At 64.2% G+C, this 21,942-nt stretch carries 19 protein-coding genes; 7 read left to right on the top strand and 12 right to left on the bottom strand.

Annotated features, from left to right (window positions below; genetic code table 11):
- Positions 1 to 52: 52 nt before the first annotated feature.
- The 6 genes from pbpG to A1D30_RS04565 all read right to left on the bottom strand — a co-directional run bounded on the left by pbpG (position 53) and on the right by A1D30_RS04565 (position 7,535).
- Positions 53 to 1,135 carry a D-alanyl-D-alanine endopeptidase gene (pbpG, locus tag A1D30_RS04590; RefSeq protein ID WP_063459594.1) on the bottom strand — a complete coding sequence of 361 codons (1,083 nt, stop codon included), beginning with the start codon at positions 1,133 to 1,135 and terminating at the stop codon, positions 53 to 55.
- Between the two features lie 116 nt (positions 1,136 to 1,251).
- A complete protein-coding gene (locus tag A1D30_RS04585; protein WP_063459646.1) occupies positions 1,252 to 2,790 on the bottom strand; it encodes a 2-isopropylmalate synthase in 1,539 nt (512 codons plus the stop codon).
- A 208-nt stretch (positions 2,791 to 2,998) separates the two neighbouring features.
- Complete coding sequence (gene pssA, locus A1D30_RS04580) at positions 2,999 to 3,832, bottom strand: CDP-diacylglycerol--serine O-phosphatidyltransferase (RefSeq protein WP_063459593.1); 834 nt, start codon at positions 3,830 to 3,832, stop codon at positions 2,999 to 3,001.
- A 194-nt stretch (positions 3,833 to 4,026) separates the two neighbouring features.
- The gene (ilvC, locus tag A1D30_RS04575; RefSeq protein ID WP_056638514.1) at positions 4,027 to 5,043 is read right to left on the bottom strand and encodes a ketol-acid reductoisomerase; all 1,017 of its coding nucleotides are present in this window, start codon (positions 5,041 to 5,043) and stop codon (positions 4,027 to 4,029) included.
- Positions 5,044 to 5,104: 61 nt separating this feature from the next.
- Positions 5,105 to 5,596, bottom strand: coding sequence for an acetolactate synthase small subunit (gene ilvN / locus A1D30_RS04570; RefSeq protein WP_015013659.1), 492 nt, complete (start codon positions 5,594 to 5,596; stop codon positions 5,105 to 5,107).
- Positions 5,597 to 5,741: 145 nt separating this feature from the next.
- On the bottom strand, positions 5,742 to 7,535 hold the full coding sequence (locus A1D30_RS04565) for an acetolactate synthase 3 catalytic subunit (protein ID WP_063459592.1): 1,794 nt from the start codon (positions 7,533 to 7,535) through the stop codon (positions 5,742 to 5,744).
- Between the two features lie 291 nt (positions 7,536 to 7,826).
- Between A1D30_RS04565 and A1D30_RS04560 the strand changes: the two genes are divergently transcribed.
- The 6 genes from A1D30_RS04560 to A1D30_RS04535 are packed head-to-tail and all read left to right on the top strand — an operon-like array spanning position 7,827 to position 11,360.
- Entirely contained in the window at positions 7,827 to 8,396 is a 570-nt protein-coding gene (locus tag A1D30_RS04560; protein WP_063459591.1) for an RNA polymerase sigma factor, read from the top strand.
- Positions 8,393 to 8,848, top strand: a complete 456-nt coding sequence (locus A1D30_RS04555) for a DUF3619 family protein (protein WP_063459590.1) — start codon at positions 8,393 to 8,395, stop codon at positions 8,846 to 8,848. Before A1D30_RS04560 ends, A1D30_RS04555 begins: the two co-directional genes overlap by 4 nt.
- A 20-nt stretch (positions 8,849 to 8,868) precedes the next feature.
- Positions 8,869 to 9,771: a DUF3106 domain-containing protein gene (locus A1D30_RS04550; RefSeq protein ID WP_063459589.1), complete on the top strand. Its 903-nt coding sequence runs from the start codon at positions 8,869 to 8,871 to the stop codon at positions 9,769 to 9,771.
- 39 nt (positions 9,772 to 9,810) lie between these two features.
- A complete protein-coding gene (locus tag A1D30_RS04545; RefSeq protein ID WP_063459588.1) occupies positions 9,811 to 10,359 on the top strand; it encodes an RDD family protein in 549 nt (182 codons plus the stop codon).
- Between the two features lie 4 nt (positions 10,360 to 10,363).
- Entirely contained in the window at positions 10,364 to 10,774 is a 411-nt protein-coding gene (locus A1D30_RS04540; RefSeq protein ID WP_063459587.1) for a diacylglycerol kinase, read from the top strand.
- Positions 10,767 to 11,360 carry a TIGR00730 family Rossman fold protein gene (locus A1D30_RS04535; protein WP_063459586.1) on the top strand — a complete coding sequence of 198 codons (594 nt, stop codon included), beginning with the start codon at positions 10,767 to 10,769 and terminating at the stop codon, positions 11,358 to 11,360. Before A1D30_RS04540 ends, A1D30_RS04535 begins: the two co-directional genes overlap by 8 nt.
- A gap of 113 nt (positions 11,361 to 11,473) precedes the next feature.
- On the opposite strand, the gene A1D30_RS04530 is transcribed toward A1D30_RS04535, so the two are convergent.
- Together A1D30_RS04530 and A1D30_RS04525 are read right to left on the bottom strand one after the other, a co-directional pair.
- Positions 11,474 to 11,812: a P-II family nitrogen regulator gene (locus A1D30_RS04530; protein ID WP_063459585.1), complete on the bottom strand. Its 339-nt coding sequence runs from the start codon at positions 11,810 to 11,812 to the stop codon at positions 11,474 to 11,476.
- Positions 11,813 to 11,886: 74 nt separating this feature from the next.
- Positions 11,887 to 13,545 carry an NAD+ synthase gene (locus A1D30_RS04525; protein WP_063459584.1) on the bottom strand — a complete coding sequence of 553 codons (1,659 nt, stop codon included), beginning with the start codon at positions 13,543 to 13,545 and terminating at the stop codon, positions 11,887 to 11,889.
- Positions 13,546 to 13,625: 80 nt separating this feature from the next.
- Between A1D30_RS04525 and A1D30_RS04520 the strand changes: the two genes are divergently transcribed.
- On the top strand, positions 13,626 to 14,927 hold the full coding sequence (locus A1D30_RS04520; RefSeq protein WP_063459645.1) for a GNAT family N-acetyltransferase: 1,302 nt from the start codon (positions 13,626 to 13,628) through the stop codon (positions 14,925 to 14,927).
- Positions 14,928 to 14,999: 72 nt separating this feature from the next.
- Here the strand turns inward: A1D30_RS04520 and A1D30_RS04515 are convergent, their stop codons facing one another.
- From A1D30_RS04515 to A1D30_RS04500, 4 genes are all read right to left on the bottom strand, one after another.
- The gene (locus A1D30_RS04515) at positions 15,000 to 16,763 is read right to left on the bottom strand and encodes a methyl-accepting chemotaxis protein (protein WP_063459583.1); all 1,764 of its coding nucleotides are present in this window, start codon (positions 16,761 to 16,763) and stop codon (positions 15,000 to 15,002) included.
- 378 nt (positions 16,764 to 17,141) lie between these two features.
- A complete protein-coding gene (locus tag A1D30_RS04510) occupies positions 17,142 to 18,920 on the bottom strand; it encodes a methyl-accepting chemotaxis protein (RefSeq protein WP_063459582.1) in 1,779 nt (592 codons plus the stop codon).
- 513 nt (positions 18,921 to 19,433) lie between these two features.
- Positions 19,434 to 21,164: methyl-accepting chemotaxis protein (locus A1D30_RS04505; protein WP_242421782.1), on the bottom strand; the 1,731-nt coding region annotated here is incomplete at its 3' end.
- 85 nt (positions 21,165 to 21,249) lie between these two features.
- A complete protein-coding gene (locus A1D30_RS04500; RefSeq protein ID WP_063459581.1) occupies positions 21,250 to 21,789 on the bottom strand; it encodes a chemotaxis protein CheW in 540 nt (179 codons plus the stop codon).
- Positions 21,790 to 21,942: the final 153 nt, after the last annotated feature.

Genomic DNA, 21,942 nt, shown 5'->3' with positions numbered 1-21,942 from the left:
CGACGGCGATTTGCCAGTCGGGTGTTTTTTAGCTCTAGAGCGATGAAGCCTGTCAGCCGTTGCTACCTCGGGCAGTGTGCAAAGGCGCAGCCAGCGTCGGCGTGGATTCCACCCACTGGCGCACCCGCTCGGCATCGCCCAGGCGGCTGAACTTGCCCGCCGAGTCCAGGAACACCATGATCAGTTTGCGCCCGGCCACCTGGGCCTGCATGACCAGACAACGCCCAGCTTCCGAGATGTAGCCGGTCTTCTGCAGACCAATATCCCAGGTCGGGTTCTTCACAAGCCCATTGGTATTGTTGTATTGCAGGGTTTTGCGCCCCACAGCCACCTCATAGCCCGGTGACGTGGAAAGTTCGCGCAACAACGGGTCGCCATGCGCCACATTCACCAGGGTGGCCAGATCGCGGGCACTGGACTGGTTGCGGCTGGACAGCCCGGTGGGCTCCACATACCGCGTATCGGTCATACCCAGCAAGCGGGCTTTGGCATTCATCTGGGCAACAAAAACTTCCAGCCCGCCCGGGTAGGTGCGGCCCAATGCATGGGCAGCCCGGTTCTCGCTGGACATGAGCGCCAGATGCAACATTTCGCCCCGCGTCAGCGTGGTCCCGACCGTCAGGCGCGAGCGGCTGCCTTTTTCGGTATCCACATCGTCCTGGGTGATCGTCAGGGGCTCATCCATGGGCAATTTGGCCTGGGAGATCAGCATGCCCGTCATGAGCTTGGTCAGGGACGCAATCGGCAGCACCGCATGGTCGTTCTTGCTGAGCAGGACCTCGTGCGTATCCTGGTCCATCACCAGCGCTACGCTGGACTTGAGATCCAAAGGATCGTTGACTTCATGCAGGCCCGCAATCTGACCAAACGACTGCTTGGCCGGTACAAAAGCCACCCGGGTAGGCGCCTTCGCCGTCTTGGCAGTCACCCGCACGGCCTTGGCATTGGTGTTGGCTGCCGCCTTGCGCGGTGCCACGGCGCGCTTGGCATTTGCCGAGCTTACCTGCTGCTTTTTGGAAACGGCTTTTTTTTGTTCGCCCGCATGCACGAGGGGGCTGACAAGGGCCGCACTCACAACGGCAAAGCCCAGAACCTGGAGAAAACGAGTCACTGCAGAGCGGTGGCGATGGTGCATCAAAGTGCTCCAAACGGTAAGAAGTGTTGAGCAGTGTACAGAATCAAAAAAAGTCGCGCAAGATCAATATCTTGCGCGACTTTCCCAGAAAGTGAGTGAAATTATAAGTCGGCCACTCAACCCTGCGCAGCCACCCGATCGGCTTTACTTTGTAACTTGTTCAAAGCGCTCAGATAAGCCTTGGCGGACGCAACCACGATATCAGGGTCTGCCCCCACACCATTCACCACCCGGCCGCTGTTCTGCAGGCGCACGGTGACCTCCCCCTGGCTCTCGGTCGAACCGCTGATCGCATTGACCGAGTAGAGCACCATCTCGGCGCCGCTTTTGACATGTGACTCGATGGCCTTGAGCGAAGCATCCACCGGACCGTTGCCATCAGACTCGCCACGCACCTCCTGCCCATCGACAGTGAACACAATGCGCGCACGGGGCTGCTCGCCGGTTTCGCTTTGCTGGAACAACGAGACAAAACCGTACTGCTCCTTTTCGGCCGTCACGCTCTCGTCGCTGACCAAGGCCAGGATGTCCTCGTCAAATATCTCGCTCTTGCGGTCTGCCAGCTCCTTGAACTTGGCAAAGGCCACATTGATCTCGGTTTCGCTGTCGAGCTGCACGCCCAGCTCCTGCAGGCGCTGCTTGAAGGCGTTGCGACCGCTGAGCTTGCCCAGCACGATCTTGTTGGCCGACCAGCCCACGTCTTCGGCGCGCATGATCTCGTAGGTGTCGCGGGCCTTGAGCACGCCGTCCTGGTGGATGCCACTCGCGTGGGCAAAAGCGTTCGCGCCCACCACGGCCTTGTTGGGCTGCACCACAAAACCGGTGGTCTGGCTCACCATGCGGCTGGCCGCCACGATGTGCTGAGTGTCGATGGCCAGATCCAGCCCAAAGTAGTCCTTGCGGGTCTTCACAGCCATGACGATCTCTTCAAGCGAGCAGTTGCCCGCACGCTCGCCCAGGCCGTTGATCGTGCACTCCACCTGGCGCGCGCCACCGATCTTCACACCGGCCAGCGAGTTCGCCACAGCCATACCCAAGTCGTTATGGCAATGCACGGACCAGATGGCCTTGTCGCTGTTGGGGATGCGCTCGCGCAGGGTCTTGATGAAGTTGCCATACAACTCTGGCACGGCATAGCCCACGGTGTCGGGCACATTGATGGTGGTGGCGCCTTCGGTGATCACGGCTTCGAGCACGCGGCAGAGGAAATCCGGGTCGCTGCGGTAGCCGTCTTCAGGGCTGAACTCGATGTCAGCCACAAGGTTGCGCGCAAAACGCACGGATTGCTTGGCCTGCTCCAGCACCTGCTCGGGAGTCATGCGCAGCTTCTTTTCCATGTGCAGCGCGCTGGTGGCGATGAACGTGTGGATGCGCGCACTGTTGGCACCCCGGAGGGCTTCAGCCGCCCGCGAAATATCGCGGTCGTTGGCACGCGAGAGCGAGCAGATGGTCGAGTCCTTGATCGCGTTGGCAATGGCCTGCACCGCCTCGAAATCACCGTTGGAGCTGGCGGCAAAACCGGCCTCGATCACATCCACCTTCAGGCGTTCCAGCTGGCGCGCGATGCGCAGCTTTTCGTCCTTGGTCATCGAAGCGCCGGGCGACTGCTCGCCATCGCGCAAGGTGGTGTCGAAAATGATCAGTTTGTCAGCCATGTTGTTCTCCTGGTATCGGTGGGTGGGGACCCGCAACGTCAAAATTCTGGCGCCCAAAACAAAAGGCCCGTTGCGGGTGCATACGGGCCTTTGTGGAAAAAGTGTGCGCGTGCGCCTACTGTCTCCGCCCGTGGGGAGGTAGCAGTAGAGCCAGAGCAAACATGTTCATAAAGCGCAATGTAGCACAACTGCGCTGCCGTAGCGGTCGTCACTTGTGCAACCCGCGTTCGTCCGGTTCGTCTGTCGAGGTGCTGATCACGCTGCTGTGCTGCCCCTTGGCCTTGCGCCAGGCATACACGGCGTAGCCAGAAAGGCCATAAAAAACGAACACACCGAACAGCACGATGGGCGGGTGGATGTTGATGATGGCGATGACCAGCGCAATCAGCACGATGGCGGCGAAAGGCACGCTCTTTTTCATTTGGATGTCCTTGAAGCTGTAGAACGGCACGTTGGTCACCATGGTGAGCCCCGAGTACAGCGTGAAGGCAAACATCAACCAGGTGATCTGCGACCAGGTGAGCCAGGAATCCTCGCCTGGATGCACGCCCAACTCGGTCATGAGCCAGATAAAGCCAGCCACCAAGGCGGCAGCAGCCGGCGAAGGCAGCCCTTGAAAGTAGCGCTTGTCCACCACCCCCGTATTCACATTGAAGCGCGCCAGCCGCAGGGCCGCACAGGCGCAGTACACAAAGGCCGCAATCCAGCCCCAGCGCCCCAGGCCTTGCAGCGACCATTCGTAGGCAATCAGCGCGGGCGCCGCGCCAAAGGACACCATGTCGGAAAGCGAATCCATCTGCTCGCCGAACGCGCTTTGCGTATTGGTCATGCGGGCCACACGCCCGTCCAGGCTGTCGAGCACCATGGCGCAGAACACCCCCACGGCGGCCATGTCGAAGCGGCCATTCATGGCCATGACGATGGAATAGAACCCCCCGAACAAGGCGGCCAGCGTGAACAGGTTGGGCAGGATGTAAATGCCCTTGCGCCGTTTACGCACCATCACACCAGGGTTGTCGGTGGATTCATTGCCGTCATGCATCAAAAAGACCTCCAGCGCCCGCCCATCAAGCGCAAGCAGCTATTTAATTTATAGTTTTTCGCACGGGCCCGCAGCGCCCGAAGGCCACTACACACTCAAAAAAGCGAAGGCCGCAGTGTAGCGCCTGCCCACAGGACCGACCGCCAACGAAAAAGGCCACCGAAGTGGCCTTGTGATGCTCCAGCGATGGAGAATCAGTTGCGGGTCTGATCGACCAGCTTGTTCTTGGCGATCCAAGGCATCATGGCGCGCAGCTGGCTTCCCACCTTCTCGATGCTGTGATCGGCCGTGTTGCGACGGCGGGCCGTCATCGATGGGTAGTTCAGACGGCCTTCCTGGATGAACATCTTGGCGTAGTCGCCGTTCTGGATGCGCTTCAGGGCGTTGCGCATGGCGGCGCGCGACTGCTCGTTGATCACTTCGGGGCCGGTCACGTACTCGCCGTACTCGGCGTTGTTCGAGATCGAGTAGTTCATGTTGGCAATGCCGCCTTCGTAGATCAGGTCCACGATGAGCTTGAGCTCGTGCAGGCACTCGAAGTAAGCCATTTCAGGCGCATAGCCGGCTTCGACCAGGGTTTCGTAACCCATCTTGATCAGCTCGACGGCACCACCGCACAGCACGGCTTGTTCGCCGAACAGGTCGGTCTCGGTTTCTTCCTTGAAGTTGGTCTCGATGATGCCGGCCTTGCCGCCGCCGTTGGCAGCTGCGTAGCTCAGGGCCAGGTCACGGGCCTTGCCGGACTTGTCTTGGTGCACGGCCACCAGGTGGGGCACGCCGCCGCCCTGGGTGTAGGTGTTGCGCACGGTGTGGCCGGGGGCCTTGGGGGCCACCATCCACACGTCCAGGTCAGCGCGGGGCACGACCTGGTTGTAGTGCACGTTGAAACCGTGGGCAAAGGCCAGCGATGCGCCTTGCTTGATGTTGGGCTCAACGTTGTTCTTGTACACGGCTGCGATGTCTTCGTCGGGCAGCAGGATCATGACCACGTCAGCAGCCTTCACGGCGTCGTTGACTTCCAGCACGTTCAGGCCAGCCTTGCCGACCTTGTCCCACGAGGCACCGCCCTTGCGCAGGCCGACCACCACCTTCACGCCGCTGTCATTCAGGTTTTGTGCGTGGGCATGGCCCTGCGAGCCGTAGCCAATGATGGCCACGGTCTTGCCCTTGATCAGGCTCAGGTCGGTGTCTTTGTCGTAGAAAACTTTCATGGGTCGCTCCGGTTGAAATGCGTTGTTGGGGGTTGAAATGGGAAAAACGGGGTGAATTGTCTTACACACGCAAAATGCGCTCGCCCCGGCCAATGCCGCTGGCGCCCGTGCGCACGGTTTCCAGGATGGCCGTGCGGTCGATGGCTTGCAGGAACGCGTCGTTCTTGGACTGGTCGCCGGTCAGTTCGATGGTGTAGCTCTTCTCGGTCACGTCGATGATGCGGCCACGGAAGATGTCGGCCATGCGCTTCATCTCCTCGCGCTCCTTGCCCACGGCGCGCACCTTCACCATCATGAGCTCGCGCTCGGTGTAGGCGCCTTCCGTGAGGTCCACCACCTTCACGACTTCAATGAGGCGGTTCAGGTGCTTGGTGATCTGCTCGATCACGTCGTCGGAGCCCGTGGTCTGGATGGTCATGCGCGAGAGCGATGCATCCTCGGTGGGCGCCACGGTGAGCGATTCGATGTTGTAACCACGGGCCGAGAACAGGCCCACGACGCGGGAAAGAGCACCTGGCTCGTTTTCCAGCAGGACAGCAATGATGTGTTTCATAAGATGAGATTCCTCTTTTCGCTACCCTCCCCCGCGCACGGTAATGCGCAGGCTTGGCAGGCAATAGATTCGTCAAAAAGCAATAGCTATCAAATTAATAGCTACCAGCGCTTGATAGACAGGCGCAGAAGGCCGGTTGTGCTTCTTAAAGGTCTTCCGACCCCAGCAGCATCTCGGTAATGCCCTTGCCGGCCTGCACCATCGGGAACACGTTCTCGGTGGGGTCGGTCCGGAAGTCCAGGAACACGGTGCGGTCCTTGAGCTTGCGGGCTTCGCGCAGTGCGGGCTCGACATCCTTGGGGTGCTCGATCAGCAGGCCCACGTGGCCATAGGCCTCGGCCAGCTTCACGAAGTTGGGCAGCGCATCCATGTAGCTGTGGCTGTAGCGTCCGGAGTATTCAATCTCCTGCCACTGGCGCACCATGCCCAGGTAGCGGTTGTTCAACGAGCAGATCTTGATCGGCGTGTTGTACTGCAGGCAGGTGGACAACTCCTGGATGTTCATCTGCACCGAGCCTTCGCCGGTGATACAGAACACTTCGGATTGCGGCTTGGCCAGCTTGATGCCCATGGCGTAGGGGATGCCCACACCCATGGTGCCCAGGCCACCAGAATTGATCCAGCGGCGCGGCTCGTCGAAGCGGTAGTACTGCGCCGCCCACATCTGGTGCTGGCCCACGTCGGACGTGATGTAGGTATCGGCATCCTTGGTCATGTTCCACAGCGTCTCGACCACGTACTGGGGCTTGATTACGTCGGGGCCACCCATGTCGTACTTGAGGCAGTCGCGCTTGCGCCAGCCTTCGATGGTGTCCCACCACGCGGCCAGGGCGCCCGCATCGGGGCGGGTGCTGCTCTCGCGGATCATGGAGATCAGCTCGGTGAGCACGTCCTTCACGTCGCCGACGATCGGGATATCGACCTTCACGCGCTTGGAGATGCTCGAGGGGTCGATGTCCACGTGGATGATCTTGCGGTCGTTCTGTGCAAAGTGCTTGGGATTGCCGATCACGCGGTCATCAAAGCGCGCGCCCACGGCCAGCAGCACATCGCAGTTCTGCATGGCATTGTTGGCTTCGATGGTGCCGTGCATGCCCAGCATGCCCAGGAACTTGCGGTCCGACGCAGGGTAGGCACCCAGGCCCATCAGCGTGTTGGTGACCGGGTAACCCAGCATGTCCACCAGGGTGCGCAGCTCGTTGGTGGCGTTGCCCAGCAGCACACCGCCGCCGGTGTAGATGTAGGGGCGCTTGGCGGCCAGCAGCAGCTGCAGCGCCTTACGAATCTGGCCGCCGTGGCCCTTGCGCACGGGGTTGTACGAGCGCATTTCCACGCTCTGGGGGTAGCCGGTATAGGGGACCTTCTTGAAGGACACATCCTTGGGCACATCCACCACCACAGGGCCGGGGCGGCCGGTGCGGGCAATGTGGAAGGCCTTCTTCATCGTCGCGGCCAGATCGCGCGGATCCTTGACAAGGAAGTTGTGCTTGACGATGGGGCGGGTGATGCCGACCGTGTCGCATTCCTGGAAGGCATCCAGCCCGATGGCGGGCGTAGGCACCTGGCCGGAGATGATCACCATCGGAATGCTGTCCATGTACGCCGTGGCGATACCGGTCACCGCGTTGGTGAGGCCTGGGCCGGACGTGACCAGCGCCACACCCACTTCGCCCGTGGCGCGGGCATAGCCATCGGCGGCATGCACGGCCGCCTGCTCGTGGCGCACCAGCACGTGCTGGATGGTGTCTTGCTTGTACAGCGCGTCGTAGATATAGAGGACCGCACCACCGGGGTAGCCCCAGATGTACTGAACGTTCTCGGCCTGGAGGGACTTGATGAGGATCTCAGAACCCATGAGGTCCTGCGAGCCGGAAGCGGGGGAGGTGTTGCCCTGCGAAGCAGCGGCCGCTGAAGAGATTTCAGCCTTGGAGATTTCCATGATCGATCAACCTTTGTGAATTTCTCTGACGAAAAACCTTGGGTGCTCCTCGCACGCGCTCTTGTGAAGCCAGCTTGGAACTTGAGGCCAAGGACATGAGCGGGATGATTGCCCGCCGGACCGTGACCCGTTTGCCTTTTGAATTGCAACATCAATTATCGCACTGCAACACACTCAAAACCCACCCTGGCCGAAAAAAACCCCTGCGGATGCGATAATCACAGGCTTTACGGTGCCAGACAGCCACAATTCACAGCGTTTTGTGCACCGCCCACCCCGGACCACCCCGTCTTGGCCACCGAACAAGAACTCTCCGACTTCCTCAAAAGTGTAGAAAAGCGCGCCTTCAAGCGCTCGCTCTACCATGTTCGCAATGAGGAAGCGGCGCTGGACATCGTGCAGGACAGCATGCTCAAGCTGGCCGAACACTACGGGGACAAACCTGCGGCAGAACTGCCCATGCTGTACCAGCGCATCCTGTCCAACTGCACGCTGGACTGGTTCCGGCGCCAGAAGACACGCAATGCACTGTTTTCGAGCATGAGCGACTTCGAAGGCCCGGGCGAAGATGGCATGGATTTTGATCTGCTGGAAGCCTACTCCGGCCCGGACGACGGCGACAAGGCCGAAAGTGCGGAAGACCTCACCCGCAGGGCCCAGATCTTTCGCGGCATCGAAGCCGAAATCGCCGAACTGCCACCACGTCAACGGGAAGCCTTCCTCATGCGTTACTGGGAAGAAATGGATGTAGCAGAGACGGCAGCCGCCATGGGCTGCTCGGAAGGCAGCGTCAAAACACACTGCTTTCGCGCCATACAAACCCTCAGCAAGGCACTGAAGGCCAAAGGAATCGAGCCATGAAGAACACCGCACCGCCCCTAACGACCTCCGCCGAAGCAGCAGCAGAGCGTTTTGCGCTGCGCGTGACGGCCCGCCTCTCCAGCGGCACGGCTGAACTGCCCTACGACATCTCCGAACGCCTGCGCGCCTCGCGCATGCAAGCGCTGGCCAAGCGCAAGGTGACCGCCCCCGTGCGGCGCACGGCACCAGCCACCGTGGTGGTGGGTGCTGGCCCTGTGGCCACCCTGGGCCGTGGCAGTGAGGGCGGCAGCTGGTGGAATGCCCTGGTGTCGGCTGTTCCGCTGCTGGCCCTGGTGGTGGGCTTGGTGGTCATCAATGCCGCCCAGGACGAACGCAGCGCCAACGATGTGGCCGAAGTGGATGCAGCCCTGCTGACCGACGACCTGCCACCAGCGGCATACGCCGATCCAGGCTTCGTACAATTCCTCAAAACCTCTGCGCAGCCCAACTGAACTGCCTGAACCAGGACTGCATGCCCCCACGCCCCCCAGACGCTCCCACCCCTTTGCCAGCCTTTGTGCTGGCTTTGGCGCTTCTGGGCGCGTTCGTTGCCATCGGTGGCCAGGTGTGGGTGCAGATGCGCATGGCCCCCGGCACGCTGCTGCCTGCCGGCGCAGAAGCAGCTGTCGCCAGCCCCAACAACGCGCGCACGCCGGTCACTTCGGGCATGGCCCTGCAACCCCAGACCGAATCCGGCCCGGGCTGGGAGACCCTGAACACGCCGCAGAAGCTGGCCTTGTATCCGCTGGCCGAACGCTGGGCCCTCATCAGCGAGGCACAAAAGCGCCGCTGGCTGACCCTGGCATCCAACTACTCCAGCCTGTCGGAAGACGAGCGAAAGAAGTTTCATGACCGCATCACCGACTGGGCCAACCTGAGCGCCCAGCAGCGCAACCAGGCCCGGCTCAATTACGCCGTCACCAACCGGCTGGCACGGGATGACAAGCGCGCGCAGTGGGAGGCCTACCAGGCCCTGTCCGAAGAAGAACGCAGCGCTCTGGCCGCCAGGGCCGTGCCCAAGCCCGCAGGCGCAGCCACGGCCCTGCGCCCCGTCTCGCCCAAGAAGCTGGCCCAGGTGCCTGCCGCCACCGAGGCCAACCCCAGCCGCCCGAACGCACCCAAGATTCCGCCCGTGACCGAACACGGCCCCCGGGTGGCGGCCCCCGTGACACCCGTGCCCTCCCCGGCAGCAGCCCCTTCACCATCGCCCACCAGCGCGGCATCCACCTCCACTGGGGTGGAAACCGCGCCCGTGGCAGTGCCGGTGGCCGTGCCAGCCGCGCTGCCCCCCCTGGGCACGGGCCCGGTCGATCCCCCCGCCACCACGGCGTCGCAACCCGTCACGCCCGACACCTCTGGCCTGTATCCTCAGTAGGTTTGCAACCTGCCCGGCCCGACGGGCCTGACATCTGGAATGCCCGCATCGCCCTCCCCCCACTCCCCGCAGGCTGACGCCCGCACCACCCCCGCCCCCTTGGCCGAAGCCACAGCGCCCAACCTGTGGCGGCGCATGGCCTGCTGGCTCTATGAGGGCATGCTGATGTTCGGCGTGGTGTTCATTGCAGGCTACCTGTTTGGCACGCTCAGCCAGACCCGCAACGCCATGGACAACCGCCATGCGCTGCAGGCATTCCTGTTTGTGGTGTTCGGCATCTACTTCACCTGGTTCTGGGCCAAGGGCCAGACCCTGGCCCAGAAGACCTGGCATATCCGCGTGGTGGGCCAGGACGGGCAACCCATCACCCAGGCGCGTGCACTGCTGCGCTACGTGCTGAGCTGGCTGTGGTTCCTGCCCCCCCTTGCCGCCTACATGTTTGGCGTGCCTGCACTGGAAGTGCTGGTGCTGCTGGGTGGCTGGGTTGCCATTTGGGCCATCCTGAGCCGCTTTCACCCCACCCGGCAGTTCTGGCACGATGCACTGGCAGGCACCCGGCTGGTGCACTATGAACTCCCCAAAAAATAAGCCCATGCCTGCATCCCCCTCCCCCTCGGCAGCCCCTGCCAACCCGCAGAAGGCCCGCACCGGCCTGAACCGCATCTGGCACGCTGCGGGTTATTCCATCGAAGGCCTGCGCGCCGGCTGGAACGAAAAGGCCTTCCGCCAGGAAGCCATCGCCGCCATGGTGTTGCTGCCACTCTCCCTGTGGCTGGGGCGCAGCTGGGTCGAGGTGGCCTTGCTCGCCGGTTCGGTCGTGATCGTGATGATCGTGGAGCTGCTCAACACCGGCATCGAGACCGCCATCGACCGCATCGGCCCCGAATGGCACGACCTCTCGAAGCGCGCAAAGGACATGGGCAGCGCGGCCGTGCTGCTGGCGCTGCTGCTGTGCATGGGCATCTGGGCTGCGGCTCTTTTCCAGAGGTTTTTCCATGGCTGAACCGGCTTTTTCCGTCTGTGTGTACTGCGGCTCGCGCCCCGGCGAGAACCCCGCCTTTGCCGAGGCTGCCACAGCCGTCGGCACCTGGATTGGCCGCCATGGCGGCCAACTGGTCTATGGCGGAGGCCGCAGCGGGCTCATGGGCACCGTGGCCGAGGCCACGCGCCAGGCCGGTGGCCGCGTGGTGGGCGTGATCCCCCAGGCGCTGGTGGACAAAGAACTCGCCAACCGGGCATGCGACGAACTGCACATTGTGCAGACCATGCACGAGCGCAAGGCCATGATGGCCGAACGCAGCGACGCTTTCATCGCCCTGCCCGGCGGTATCGGCACCTTTGAAGAACTGTTTGAAGTGTGGACCTGGCGCCAGCTGGGCTACCACGACAAGCCTCTGGGCCTGCTCAATGTGGCGGGCTACTACGACGGGCTCACGGGCTTTCTGAACCACAGCGTGGCCAGTGGCTTCATGGGCGAATGGCAGATGGGCCTGCTGCACGCATCTGCCGATGCCGAGGCGCTGCTGCGCACCCTGGTGCAGTCGGCCGGGCCCGACCATGCCCCCGTGCCGCTGCGCGATGTGATCTGACCCCGGCAAGGCGGTCACCCATGAAAAAGGGCGGATGAGGAATCCGCCTTTTTTGTTTTCTCAATGGGCCCAGGGCCATGGCCTTGTCAGGCCCAAGCCAGAACCGCTCAGCCTCAGACCGCTGCGTCGTCCAGGTCCCCGGTGCGGATGCGCACCACGCGCTCCACGGTCGTCACAAAAATCTTGCCGTCGCCGATCTTGCCGGTGCGCGCCACGTTCACGATGGCGTCCACGCAGCGGTCCACGTCCTCGGACTTCACCACCACCTCGACCTTCACCTTTGGCAGGAAGTCCACCACGTACTCGGCACCGCGGTACAGCTCGGTGTGGCCCTTCTGGCGGCCAAAACCCTTCACTTCGGTCACGGTGAGGCCGGTCACGCCACATTCGGCCAGGGCTTCGCGGACTTCTTCGAGCTTGAAGGGCTTGATGACGGCGGTGATCATTTTCATGGCGGGTCTCCTGAAGGATGTGAAAGATAGGGGAAAACTGCTGGCGCGACGGTGGAACGGTCAGAAACCCGCCGTCAGGCGCGGAATTTATTGGTGATAGGGTAACGCCAGTCTTTGCCGAAGCTGCGGCGTGTCACTCTAATCCCTACGGGCGCCTGGCGGCGCTTGTATTCGTTGAGCTTGATGAGCCGCGTGACCCGCTCCACATCGGCCCGCGCATAACCGCTGGCAATGATGGACTCTATGGGCTCATCGTTCTCCATGTAGCGCGCCACGATGGCGTCCAGCACCTCGTAAGGCGGCAGGCTGTCCTGGTCCTTCTGGTCGGGCCGCAGCTCGGCACTGGGCGGGCGGGTGATGATGCGCTCAGGGATCGGGTTGGCGCCCGTGCCATACGGGTCGTTGGCATTGCGCCAGCGCGCCAGGTCAAACACCCGCGTCTTGGCCACATCCTTGATCACCGCAAAGCCACCCGCCATGTCGCCATACAGCGTGCAGTAGCCGGTGGACATCTCGCTCTTGTTGCCCGTGGTCAGCACGATGGCACCGAACTTGTTGGACAGCGCCATCAGCAGCGTGCCCCGGATGCGCGCCTGCAGGTTCTCCTCGGTCGTGTCCTCGGCCAGCCCCGCAAAGTCGCTGGCCAGCGCGGCCTTGAAGGCCTCGAACTGGGGCTTGATGGAGATCTCGTCATAACGCACGCCCAAGCGCTCGGCCATGTCGCGCGCGTCGATCCAGCTGATGTCGGCCGTGTAGGGCGACGGCATCATCACCGTGCGCACCTTGTCGGCGCCCAGCGCATCTACAGCAACCGCCAGCACCAAGGCCGAGTCGATGCCTCCGGACAGGCCCAGCAGCGCGCCGGGGAAGCCGTTTTTGCCCACGTAGTCGCGCACACCCAGCACCAGTGCATCCCACAGGTCGGCCTCCAGGCTTTTCTCGGGCGCAATGTCTGCTTCAATTTTGATAGCTGCTTGCGCATGATGGACGCGCGCAAACACCAGTTTTTCTTCAAAGCCTGGCGCCCGCCCGGCCACCGAGCCGTCGGCGTTCAGCGCAAACGAGCGGCCCTCGAACACCACCTCGTCCTGCCCGCCCACCAGGTGGGCGTAGACCAGCGGCAGGCCCGTCTCGGCCACGCGTTCGCGCATGGTGGCCTCGCGCTCGGCGCTTTTGCCCAGATGGAAGGGCGATGCGTTGATGACCGCCAGCAGCTGTGCGCCTGCGGCCGCTGTGCTGCGCGCGGGCTCGGCAAACCAGGCGTCCTCGCAGACGAGCAGGCCCACGCGCACGCCCTCCACCTCAAACACGCAAGGCGCGGTGCCCGCCACGAAATAGCGGCGTTCGTCAAAGACCTGGTAATTGGGCAGCTCTCGCTTGGCGTAGGTCTGTTCGATGCGGCCGTCGCGCAGCACGCTGGCCGCGTTGTGGCAGGCGCTGAAGGCTGGCGCATCGGGCGCCAGGGCCTGCGGGTGGCCCAGCACGATGGCCAGACCCTTCAACCCCGCAGTCTCGCGGGCGACGGTTTTCACGGCATCATCACAGGCCGCGATGAAAGCGGGCCGCAGAAACAGGTCTTCGGCCGCATAGCCGCAAATGGCCAGCTCGGGCGTCAGCAACAGCCGCGCGCCCTGGGCATAGGCCTCGCGCGCGGCGGCAATGATCTTCTGCGCATTCCCGGGCATGTCGCCCACGACAAAGTTGAGCTGCGCAGTGCAAATGGAGAGCGTCATGGAACTGGAGTCGGCACTTTTGGCCGGGTTGGATACCGCCCATGCAGCCCCGGGCTGCGGTGGGCAACACGGGAGAGCGCATGGCTGAGGAAGCTGCCATTATCGCCCGCGTGCTCGCGTCCCCGCTGGATGTAGACGCAGCGGCCTGGAACGCCCTGCTGGCGCAACAAAGCCACCCCACGCCCTTCCTGCGACACGAATACCTGGCCGCCCTGCACGAGAGCGGCAGCGCCACGCCCCGCACGGGCTGGACGCCCCGCTTCATGACCCTGTGGGAGGGCAACACCCTGGTGGCCGCCTGCCCGCTGTACCTCAAGAACCATTCGTACGGCGAATACGTCTTCGACTGGGCCTGGGCCAGCGCCTACGAGCAGCACGGCGTGCCCTACTACCCCAAGGCCGTGGTCGCCGTGCCCTTCACGCCCGTACCCGGCGCACGGCTGCTGGCGCGCGATGGGGGCACACGGGCGCTGCTGCTGCAGGCGGTGCGCCAGTGGTGCGAGCAGGAAGGCGTGTCGTCGGTGCACATGCTGTTTGCGAGTGGCGACGATGTGCAGTCCGGCGCCGAGCAGGACTGGATGCTGCGGCACACCGTGCAATTCCACTGGAAAAACGCAGCCCCCACGCTCGGCACTGGCGTGTTCTCGCTGCCCCAGGCTGGGGAAGGGCCCCCGGCTTCGCCGGGTCGTGGGGCGCTCGCCGCCTTGGGGCGGCCCGGCGGCGGCTCGAACCACTTCACCGACTTCGACCACTTCCTCGCCAGCCTCTCTCAGGACAAGCGCAAGAAGATCCGCCAGGAGCGCCGCCGCGTGGCGGAGGCCGGGGTCCGCTTCCGCTGGTCGCGGGGTGCCGACATCAGCGCGGCCGACTGGGATTTTTTCTACCGCTGCTACGAGCGCACCTACCTCGAACACGGCAACCCGCCCTACCTCACGCGCGACTTCTTTGCCCGCATGGCGGCGCACCTGCCCGAGGCCTGGCTGCTGTTTGTGGCCGAGCGTGATGGGCGCCCAATTGCTACCAGTTTGATAGCTATCGGGGCAAGCCCATCAGGCGGTAATGGCCTAAAAGACCAAAACCTGGTGGCCTATGGCCGCTACTGGGGCGCGCTGGAGCGGGTGGATTGCCTGCATTTCGAGGCCTGCTACTACCAGCCGCTGCAATGGTGCATAGACCACGGCGTGCAGCGGTTTGAAGGCGGTGCCCAGGGCGAACACAAGATGGCCCGCGCCCTGCTGCCCGTGCAGGCCACCAGCGCCCACTGGCTGGCCCACCCGGCTTTTGCCGATGCGGTGGAGCGTTTCCTGGAGCGCGAAGGTGCAGGCGTTGAAGGCTATCTGCAGGAGCTGCAGGCGCGCAGCCCGTTCAAGACGGTGGCATGAGAAAGCGTGACAGCAGCCGTGACCGCCGCCCAAGGCGGGCCACCAGCACAACGGCCCGCCAGTTGTAGCGCCTCAGAAACTCTCCCAGTCCGTCTCATTGCCTTCGGCCGCGCGGGGTGCGCTGCCCCTTGCGGGCGACCTCAGGGGTTTGCTGCCCAGCGCTTTGGGGGAATCTGTACGCGGCTTGGCCTGCGGTGCCAAGCGGGCAGTGCCCGTGGGCGCAGCAGGCACCCGGCCAGCACCAGACGCGGCCACCCTCAGGGGGGCGGCAGCGGTGGCAGTGGCCGCCGCCATGGCCTGGCCTGCCGACAATTTGAAAAACGCCACCGTGCTCACCAGGTCCTGCGCTTGGTGGTTAAGGCTGCTCGCAGCAGCGGCCATCTCCTCGACCAGTGCAGCGTTTTGCTGCGTGACCTGGTCCATCTGCGTCACGGCCTCGCCCACCTGGGCCACGCCCTGGCTCTGCTCGGAACTGGCAGCGCTGATCTCGCCCATCAGGTCCGTCACGCGCCGGATCGCACCCACCACTTCCGTCATGGTCGCACCGGCCTGATCGACCAGCGCCGAGCCCAAGCCCACACGCTCCACGCTGTCCTGGATGAGCGCCTTGATCTGCTTGGCGGCCTCGGCCGAACGGCCTGCCAGGCTGCGCACCTCCGAGGCCACCACCGCAAACCCCCGGCCCTGCTCCCCGGCACGGGCGGCCTCGACGGCGGCATTGAGCGCCAGGATGTTGGTCTGGAACGCAATGCCGTCAATCACGCCGATGATGTCAGCGATCTTGCTACTGCTGTCGTGGATGCCCTTCATGGTGTCCACCACCTGGCCCACCACCTGCCCGCCCTGCACCGCCACGGTGGATGCGCTCTGGGCCAACTGGTTGGCCTGGCGGGCGTTGTCGGCGTTCTGACGCACCGTGGAGTTGAGCTGCTCCATCGACGCCGCCGTCTGCTGAAGCGCGCTGGCCTGCTGCTCGGTGCGCGCGCTCAGGTCGTTGTTGCCCTGCGAGATCTCCGACGACGCCGTGGCCACGTTCTCGGAACCCGAGCGCACATGCCCCACGATGCGCGCCAGGTTCTGCTGCATCTCGCCCAGCGAACGCAGCAGGTGGGCCATCTCGTCCTTGCCGTCTTCATGGATGGGCACCGCCAGGTTTCCATGGCTGATCTCATCGGCCGCCTGCACCGCGCGGTGCACGGGCCCCACGATGGAGCGTGTCGTCCACAGCGCAAACAACGCGCCCAGCACCACCGACACCACCGCACCCAGCGCCAGCGCCCATTGGCTGGCGCCCGCCGCCTGGATGATGCTGCGCTCAAATTCGTCGAGCTGCTTGTGCGTGTTGCTGGCCACATCGGCCAGCGACTGAAGATAGGCCCCCGCCAGCGGCTTGAGTTCGCTATCCACCAGCGCAAACACGTCTTCGCCCGCCTTCTTGCGCTCCAGCAATTTGGCACGCGCTCCCACATAGGCCGCACGCGCCGTGGCCACGCGCTCCATCAGCACCTTGTCGGTGGCATCGTCCACCAGCGCCTCCAGCTTTTTCTGGGCCTCGCTCGCGCGCTGGGATGTGGCGGCCATATCGGCCGAAAGCGATTCAATGTAGCCCGCATCCGTGGCCTTGAGCGACGCCGACGCACGCACCCAATTGAGGTCGATGGCGGCCTTCCACTCTTGCGCCAGCGCGTTGCGCTGCATCTCGACATTGGCGATGCGCATGCTCGCATCCTTGAGCGCGGCCAACCGCCACACGCCCGTGGCAGCAATGGCGGCCGTGATCAGCAGGACCAGGCCAAAAGCCAGACTCAGGCGGGCTCCGATTTTGAGGTTGTTCATGGTTCTTTTGTGGGGTTCTTTATAGGTATGAACCTGCGGAAGAGCACCCGTCCGAGCGGTTGAGGGGAGCACAAAAAAACACGTGGTTCACTCCACGTGTTCTTGCTGGTGTCGCGGTGCTTGCCCGGGTGGGCTGCGGTTTGCGGATTGCGCCCCTGGACGCACGGTCGGGCGTCAGCAGGTTCGCAGAGAGTCTAGGCGCGAAAAGGGGGCGTCTGGCTTACACACGGCATCTGCAAATTGCCGTAGATCAAGCCGCCCTCTTCCCCTTTGCAAGAAGACGGGCTTCAAGAATCGGACGGCCAGAGGCCAAGCCCCAAAACCGCCCGAGGGGAGGCGGGCACAGGGGGAGCAGCCCACGAAGAGCCGCGACAACACCTAAAAACTCTCCCAGTCGTCTTCCGCCCCTGCCGCCACCGGCTTGCGGGCCTGGGACGCAGGTGCAGCAGGGGCCGGGGCTGTGGGTGCCTTGTGGGCAGGGCTGGTGGGCGCGGCCCGCAATGCCAGTGTTTTCTTTGGAGCCATGCCACCCGCACCACCACCACGGGACGCACTGGCGGGCGCGGCTACGGGCGCTGGATGTGCTGCCGGGGCGCTGCCCTGCGAGGCCCGCGCCTGGTCCGTCGAGAGCTTGAACACCGCCACGGCCCCCACCAGGGCCTGGGCCTGATGACTCAGGCTGCTGGCGGCAGCCGCCATTTCTTCCACCAAAGCCGCGTTCTGCTGCGTGACCTGGTCCATCTGCGTCACGGCCTCGCCCACCTGCGACACGCCCGTGCTCTGCTCGCTGCTGGCGGCGCTGATCTCGCCCATGATGTCGGTCACGCGGCGGATGGCGCCCACCACTTCGGTCATGGTGGTACCCGCCTTGTCCACCAGCAGGGTGCCCTGCTCCACGCGCTCCACGCTGGCGGTGATGAGCGACTTGATTTCCTTGGCGGCCTCGGCGCTGCGCTGGGCCAGGTTGCGCACCTCGCCCGCCACCACGGCAAAGCCACGCCCTTGTTCGCCCGCGCGGGCCGCCTCCACGGCGGCATTCAGCGCGAGGATGTTGGTCTGGAAGGCAATGCCGTCGATCACGCTGATGATGTCGGCGATCTTCTTGCTGCTGTCGTTGATGCCTTTCATCGTGGTCACCACCTCGGCCACCACGTCGCCGCCCTGCCCTGCCACGGTGGACGCACTCATCGCCAGCTGGTTGGCCTGGCGGGCGTTGTCGGCGTTCTGCTTGACGGTGGAGCTCAGCTCTTCCATCGACGCGGCCGTCTCCTGCAGTGCGCTGGCCTGCTGTTCGGTGCGGATCGACAGGTCGTTGTTGCCCGAGGCGATCTCGGCACTGGCCGAGGCCACGCCCTGCGCATTGCCGCGCACGCCCGACACCACATGCGCCAGGTTGTCGCGCATGGTGGTCAGGCCGCCCAGCAGCTGGGCGATCTCGTCCTTGCCCCGCGCGTGGATGGGCACCGTGAGGTCGCCCTGCGCGACCGAGTCGGTGATCTGCACGGCGTTGTCCAGCGAGCGCGATATCTGCCGGATCATCGCCCCGCCCATCAGCACGGCCAGCAAAACGCCCAGCACCACGGCCGTGAGCGCGAGCGCCCGGATGGTCTGAAAACTCGCGGCGGCACTGTCGTATTCGGCCTTGGCGTAGTCCAGCTGCACCTGCATGAGCTGGCCCAGCACCTCCTGCAGCGGGTCGATGGCGGGGTACATCTCCTTGGCCGCATAGGTGGTCAGCGCAGCCATATCACCTGACTTGAAGAGCCCGAGCAGGGTGTCGGTGGCTGCGTCTGCCTTGGCCTGCAGGGGCTTGAAGCGGGCGACGAGCTGGGTTTCCTCCGGCGCCAGGCGGGTGGCCAGGTAGGCGCTCCAGTTGGTGTCGATGGCCTTGCGCGCATCGGCCACCGACTGCACGCCCTGCGCGGGGGTCATGGCGCCGTCGCGCACCTTGTGGGCCGTGTCCACCACGTTGACGGCGTACATGTCGGCCACGACCTTGATCTGCTTGAGCGGCACCACCCGGTCGTCATACACCGACTTGAGCCCGGCGTTGGACTGCCCCATGCCAAACAGCCCGCCCCCTCCCACCAGCAGCACCAGCAGGCACAGGGCGGTGAGCAATCCGGCAAGGCGGGTGGAGATCTTGAACTGGCTCATGGCAATTCTCCTGGTAGGGATGCCGTTCGCCCAGCCAACCCATCGACCGGGCAACGGGCCCAGCATAGCCCTTTCTGTTACGTTTGAATACAACCCCCCGGGGAAATCAGCAGGGCGGGCCATCGCTCGAAAACCACGCAAAAAAGCACGCAGAGGGATGTCCCCACTGCGTGCTTTTTTGTTGTGCAGTGCTGCCCCGCGTCACGTTGTGCTGCGTTGCCCTGCCCGGCCTTGCGGTCGCTCTACTTTTGATAGCTACTCAGGCAATACAGTCGCGCGGTAACGGCCATTTTGGCTGAGATTTCTCTCTCCTCCACGACCCCCGCCGCTCAGAAGCTCTCCCAGTCGTCGTCGCTGCCCCCCGCATTCTTGGCGGGGGCCGGGGCCGGGCTGTGGGCCTTGGCTGCTGGCGCGGTGCTGGAGGCTGCCGCCTTGGGCGCTGCCAGGCTGGCTGCGGGCTTGGCTGCAGGTTTGCGCGCGCCCAGGCTGGCGGGCTTGCCCGGGGTGCTGCGNCGCGGTGCTGGAGGCTGCCGCCTTGGGCGCTGCCAGGCTGGCTGCGGGCTTGGCTGCAGGTTTGCGCGCGCCCAGGCTGGCGGGCTTGCCCGGGGTGCTGCGCGCGGCGCTGTAGCTGGGCGCCGGGATGGGGGCCCGGGCGGTTGTCGTTGTGCTGTGGCTGCTGCTGCGCTGGGCGGCGCTGGTGGCGTTGGCGTCCAGCTTGAACACGGCTACGGCGTTGACGAGTTCGCCTGCCTGGGCGTTCAGCGCGCTGGCCGCCGCTGCCATTTCTTCCACCAGGGCTGCGTTTTGCTGGGTGGCCTGGTCCATCTGGGTGACGGCTTCGCCCACCTGGCCTACGCCTGCGCTTTGTTCGCTGCTGGCGGCGCTGATCTCGCCCATGATGTCGGTCACGCGCCGGATGGATGCGACCACTTCGGTCATGGTGGCTCCGGCCTTGTCCACCAGGGCGGTGCCTTGCTCCACGCGTTCGACGCTGGCGGTGATGAGGCTTTTGATTTCCTTGGCGGCTTCTGCGCTGCGCCCTGCCAGGCTGCGCACTTCTCCGGCCACCACGGCAAAGCCCCGGCCTTGTTCTCCGGCCCGGGCGGCTTCCACGGCTGCATTGAGCGCCAGGATGTTGGTCTGGAACGCGATGCCGTCGATGACGCTGATGATGTCGGCTATCTTGTTGCTGCTGGCGTTGATGCCTTTCATGGTCTCGACCACTTCGGCCACCACGTCGCCGCCTTGTACGGCCACGGTGCTGGCGCTCACGGCCAGTTGGTTGGCCTGGCGTGCGTTGTCTGCGTTCTGGCGCACGGTGGAGCCCAGTTCTTCCATTGAGGCGGCGGTTTCTTCCAGCGCGCTGGCCTGCTGTTCGGTGCGCGCGCTCAGGTCGTTGTTGCCCGAGGCGATCTGCGAGCTGGCCGATGCAACGCCTTCGGCGTTGCTGCGCACCGATGCCACCGTGTTGACCAGGCTTTGCTGCATGCGCTGCAGGGCGGCCAGCAGCTGGCCGGTTTCATCCTTGGACTGGACGCTGATCTGGCCGCTCAGGTCGCCAGCGGCCACGCGGTCGGCGGCCTCCACGGCCTGGGCCAGCGGGCGGGTGATGGAGCGGATGATGCTGATCGCCATGAAGATGGCCACGGCAATCGCCAGGGCGCCCGCAATCAGCACATCGCGCTGCAGGGCGCTGGCGGCGGCCTCGGCACGCTGGCCCGCATCGGTGGTCACCTGGGCCTGGTAGTCCACCTGCTCCTTGATGGTCTTCTGGTATTCCAGCTGGGTGGGGCGCACCTTTTCTTCGAGCAGCTTCAGGGCCTCGTCCCTTTGCCCCTGCTGGATCAGCGCCAGGTATTCGTCGCCCACTTTGAGGAAGGCGGCGCGGTTGGCCTGCACACGCGCCAGGATCTCCTTGCCCTTCTCGGACTGGACGAGCGTGGTGAGCGTTTTCATCTGCTCGGCGATGGCGCTGCGCGCCGCAGCCACACGCTCCAGCGACGGCTTGGTGATGTTTTCTGAGGTGAAGATCGCGAGGTTGCGGAACTGGATGGCCTGGACATTCACGCCATCGGCCAGCACGCCCATCGACTTGGTGATGGGGATGCGCGCCTCGACGATGTCATTGAGCGCTGCACGCTGGCTGGCAGAGCGGACCAGGGCGACCGAGCCCAGCACCACCAGCAGCACCACCATGGCGGTAAACGCGATGGTGAGCCGGGTGGAAATCTTCCATTGGATCATTGTGTTTCTCCTCGGGGTTGCTGATGAATTCGTTGGGCGACGACCGGGCCGCAAGCCAGTGTCGAGGACTTGTTGTGCAAACACCTTACTCCGGCGTGGCTTTTGTCACCAGACCTATTTCGTCACTGCTGAGCAGGGCCTCGATGTCCATCACGATCAGCATGCGCTCGCCCAGGCTGGCGATGCCGGTGACAAAGGCCGGGTCCACATGGCCCTGGCGCTCGAACTGGGGGGTGGGTTTGATGGCGTCGGGGGTAAGGGTGACCACGTCGGCCACGGCATCGACCACGGCGCCGATCACCGTGGCGCCGATGTCCAGGATGATGACCACCGTGAAGTCGGTGTAGCTCGCCTCGGGGCATTGCAGCTTCACGCGCAAGTCCAGGATGGGCACGATGCGGCCGCGCAGGTTGATCACGCCCCGGATGAAATCGGGCGAATGCGCCAGGCGCGTGGGCGGCTCGTACGAGCGGATTTCCTGCACGCGCAGGATGTCGATGCCGTATTCCTCAGCCCCCAGGCGGAAGGTCAGGTATTCGCGGCCCACCGCCGCAGCGGCAACCAGGGCCGCAGAGCGTTGGAGGGCGGATGCATGGGAGGGCGCAGGGGCGGATACGACGGTCATGGACGCGGTCTTTCTGGATGGGGGGGTTGTTCGGCAAGGCACGCGGTCTACCGGAACCACAGAACCTGTTCTTTGCCCGCGCAGGCGTGAAGAAAGCATAGCAGCGAACAGTTGCAATTAATAACAAAATCGGTCAAAACGCACCCATCGTCA

This window comes from Acidovorax sp. GW101-3H11 (assembly GCF_001633105.1).
In the GTDB taxonomy this organism is placed as follows: Bacteria; Pseudomonadota; Gammaproteobacteria; order Burkholderiales; family Burkholderiaceae_C; genus Acidovorax.
Note: the sequence above shows the minus strand (reverse complement) of the source record. Positions and strands in the feature narration are given on the sequence as shown.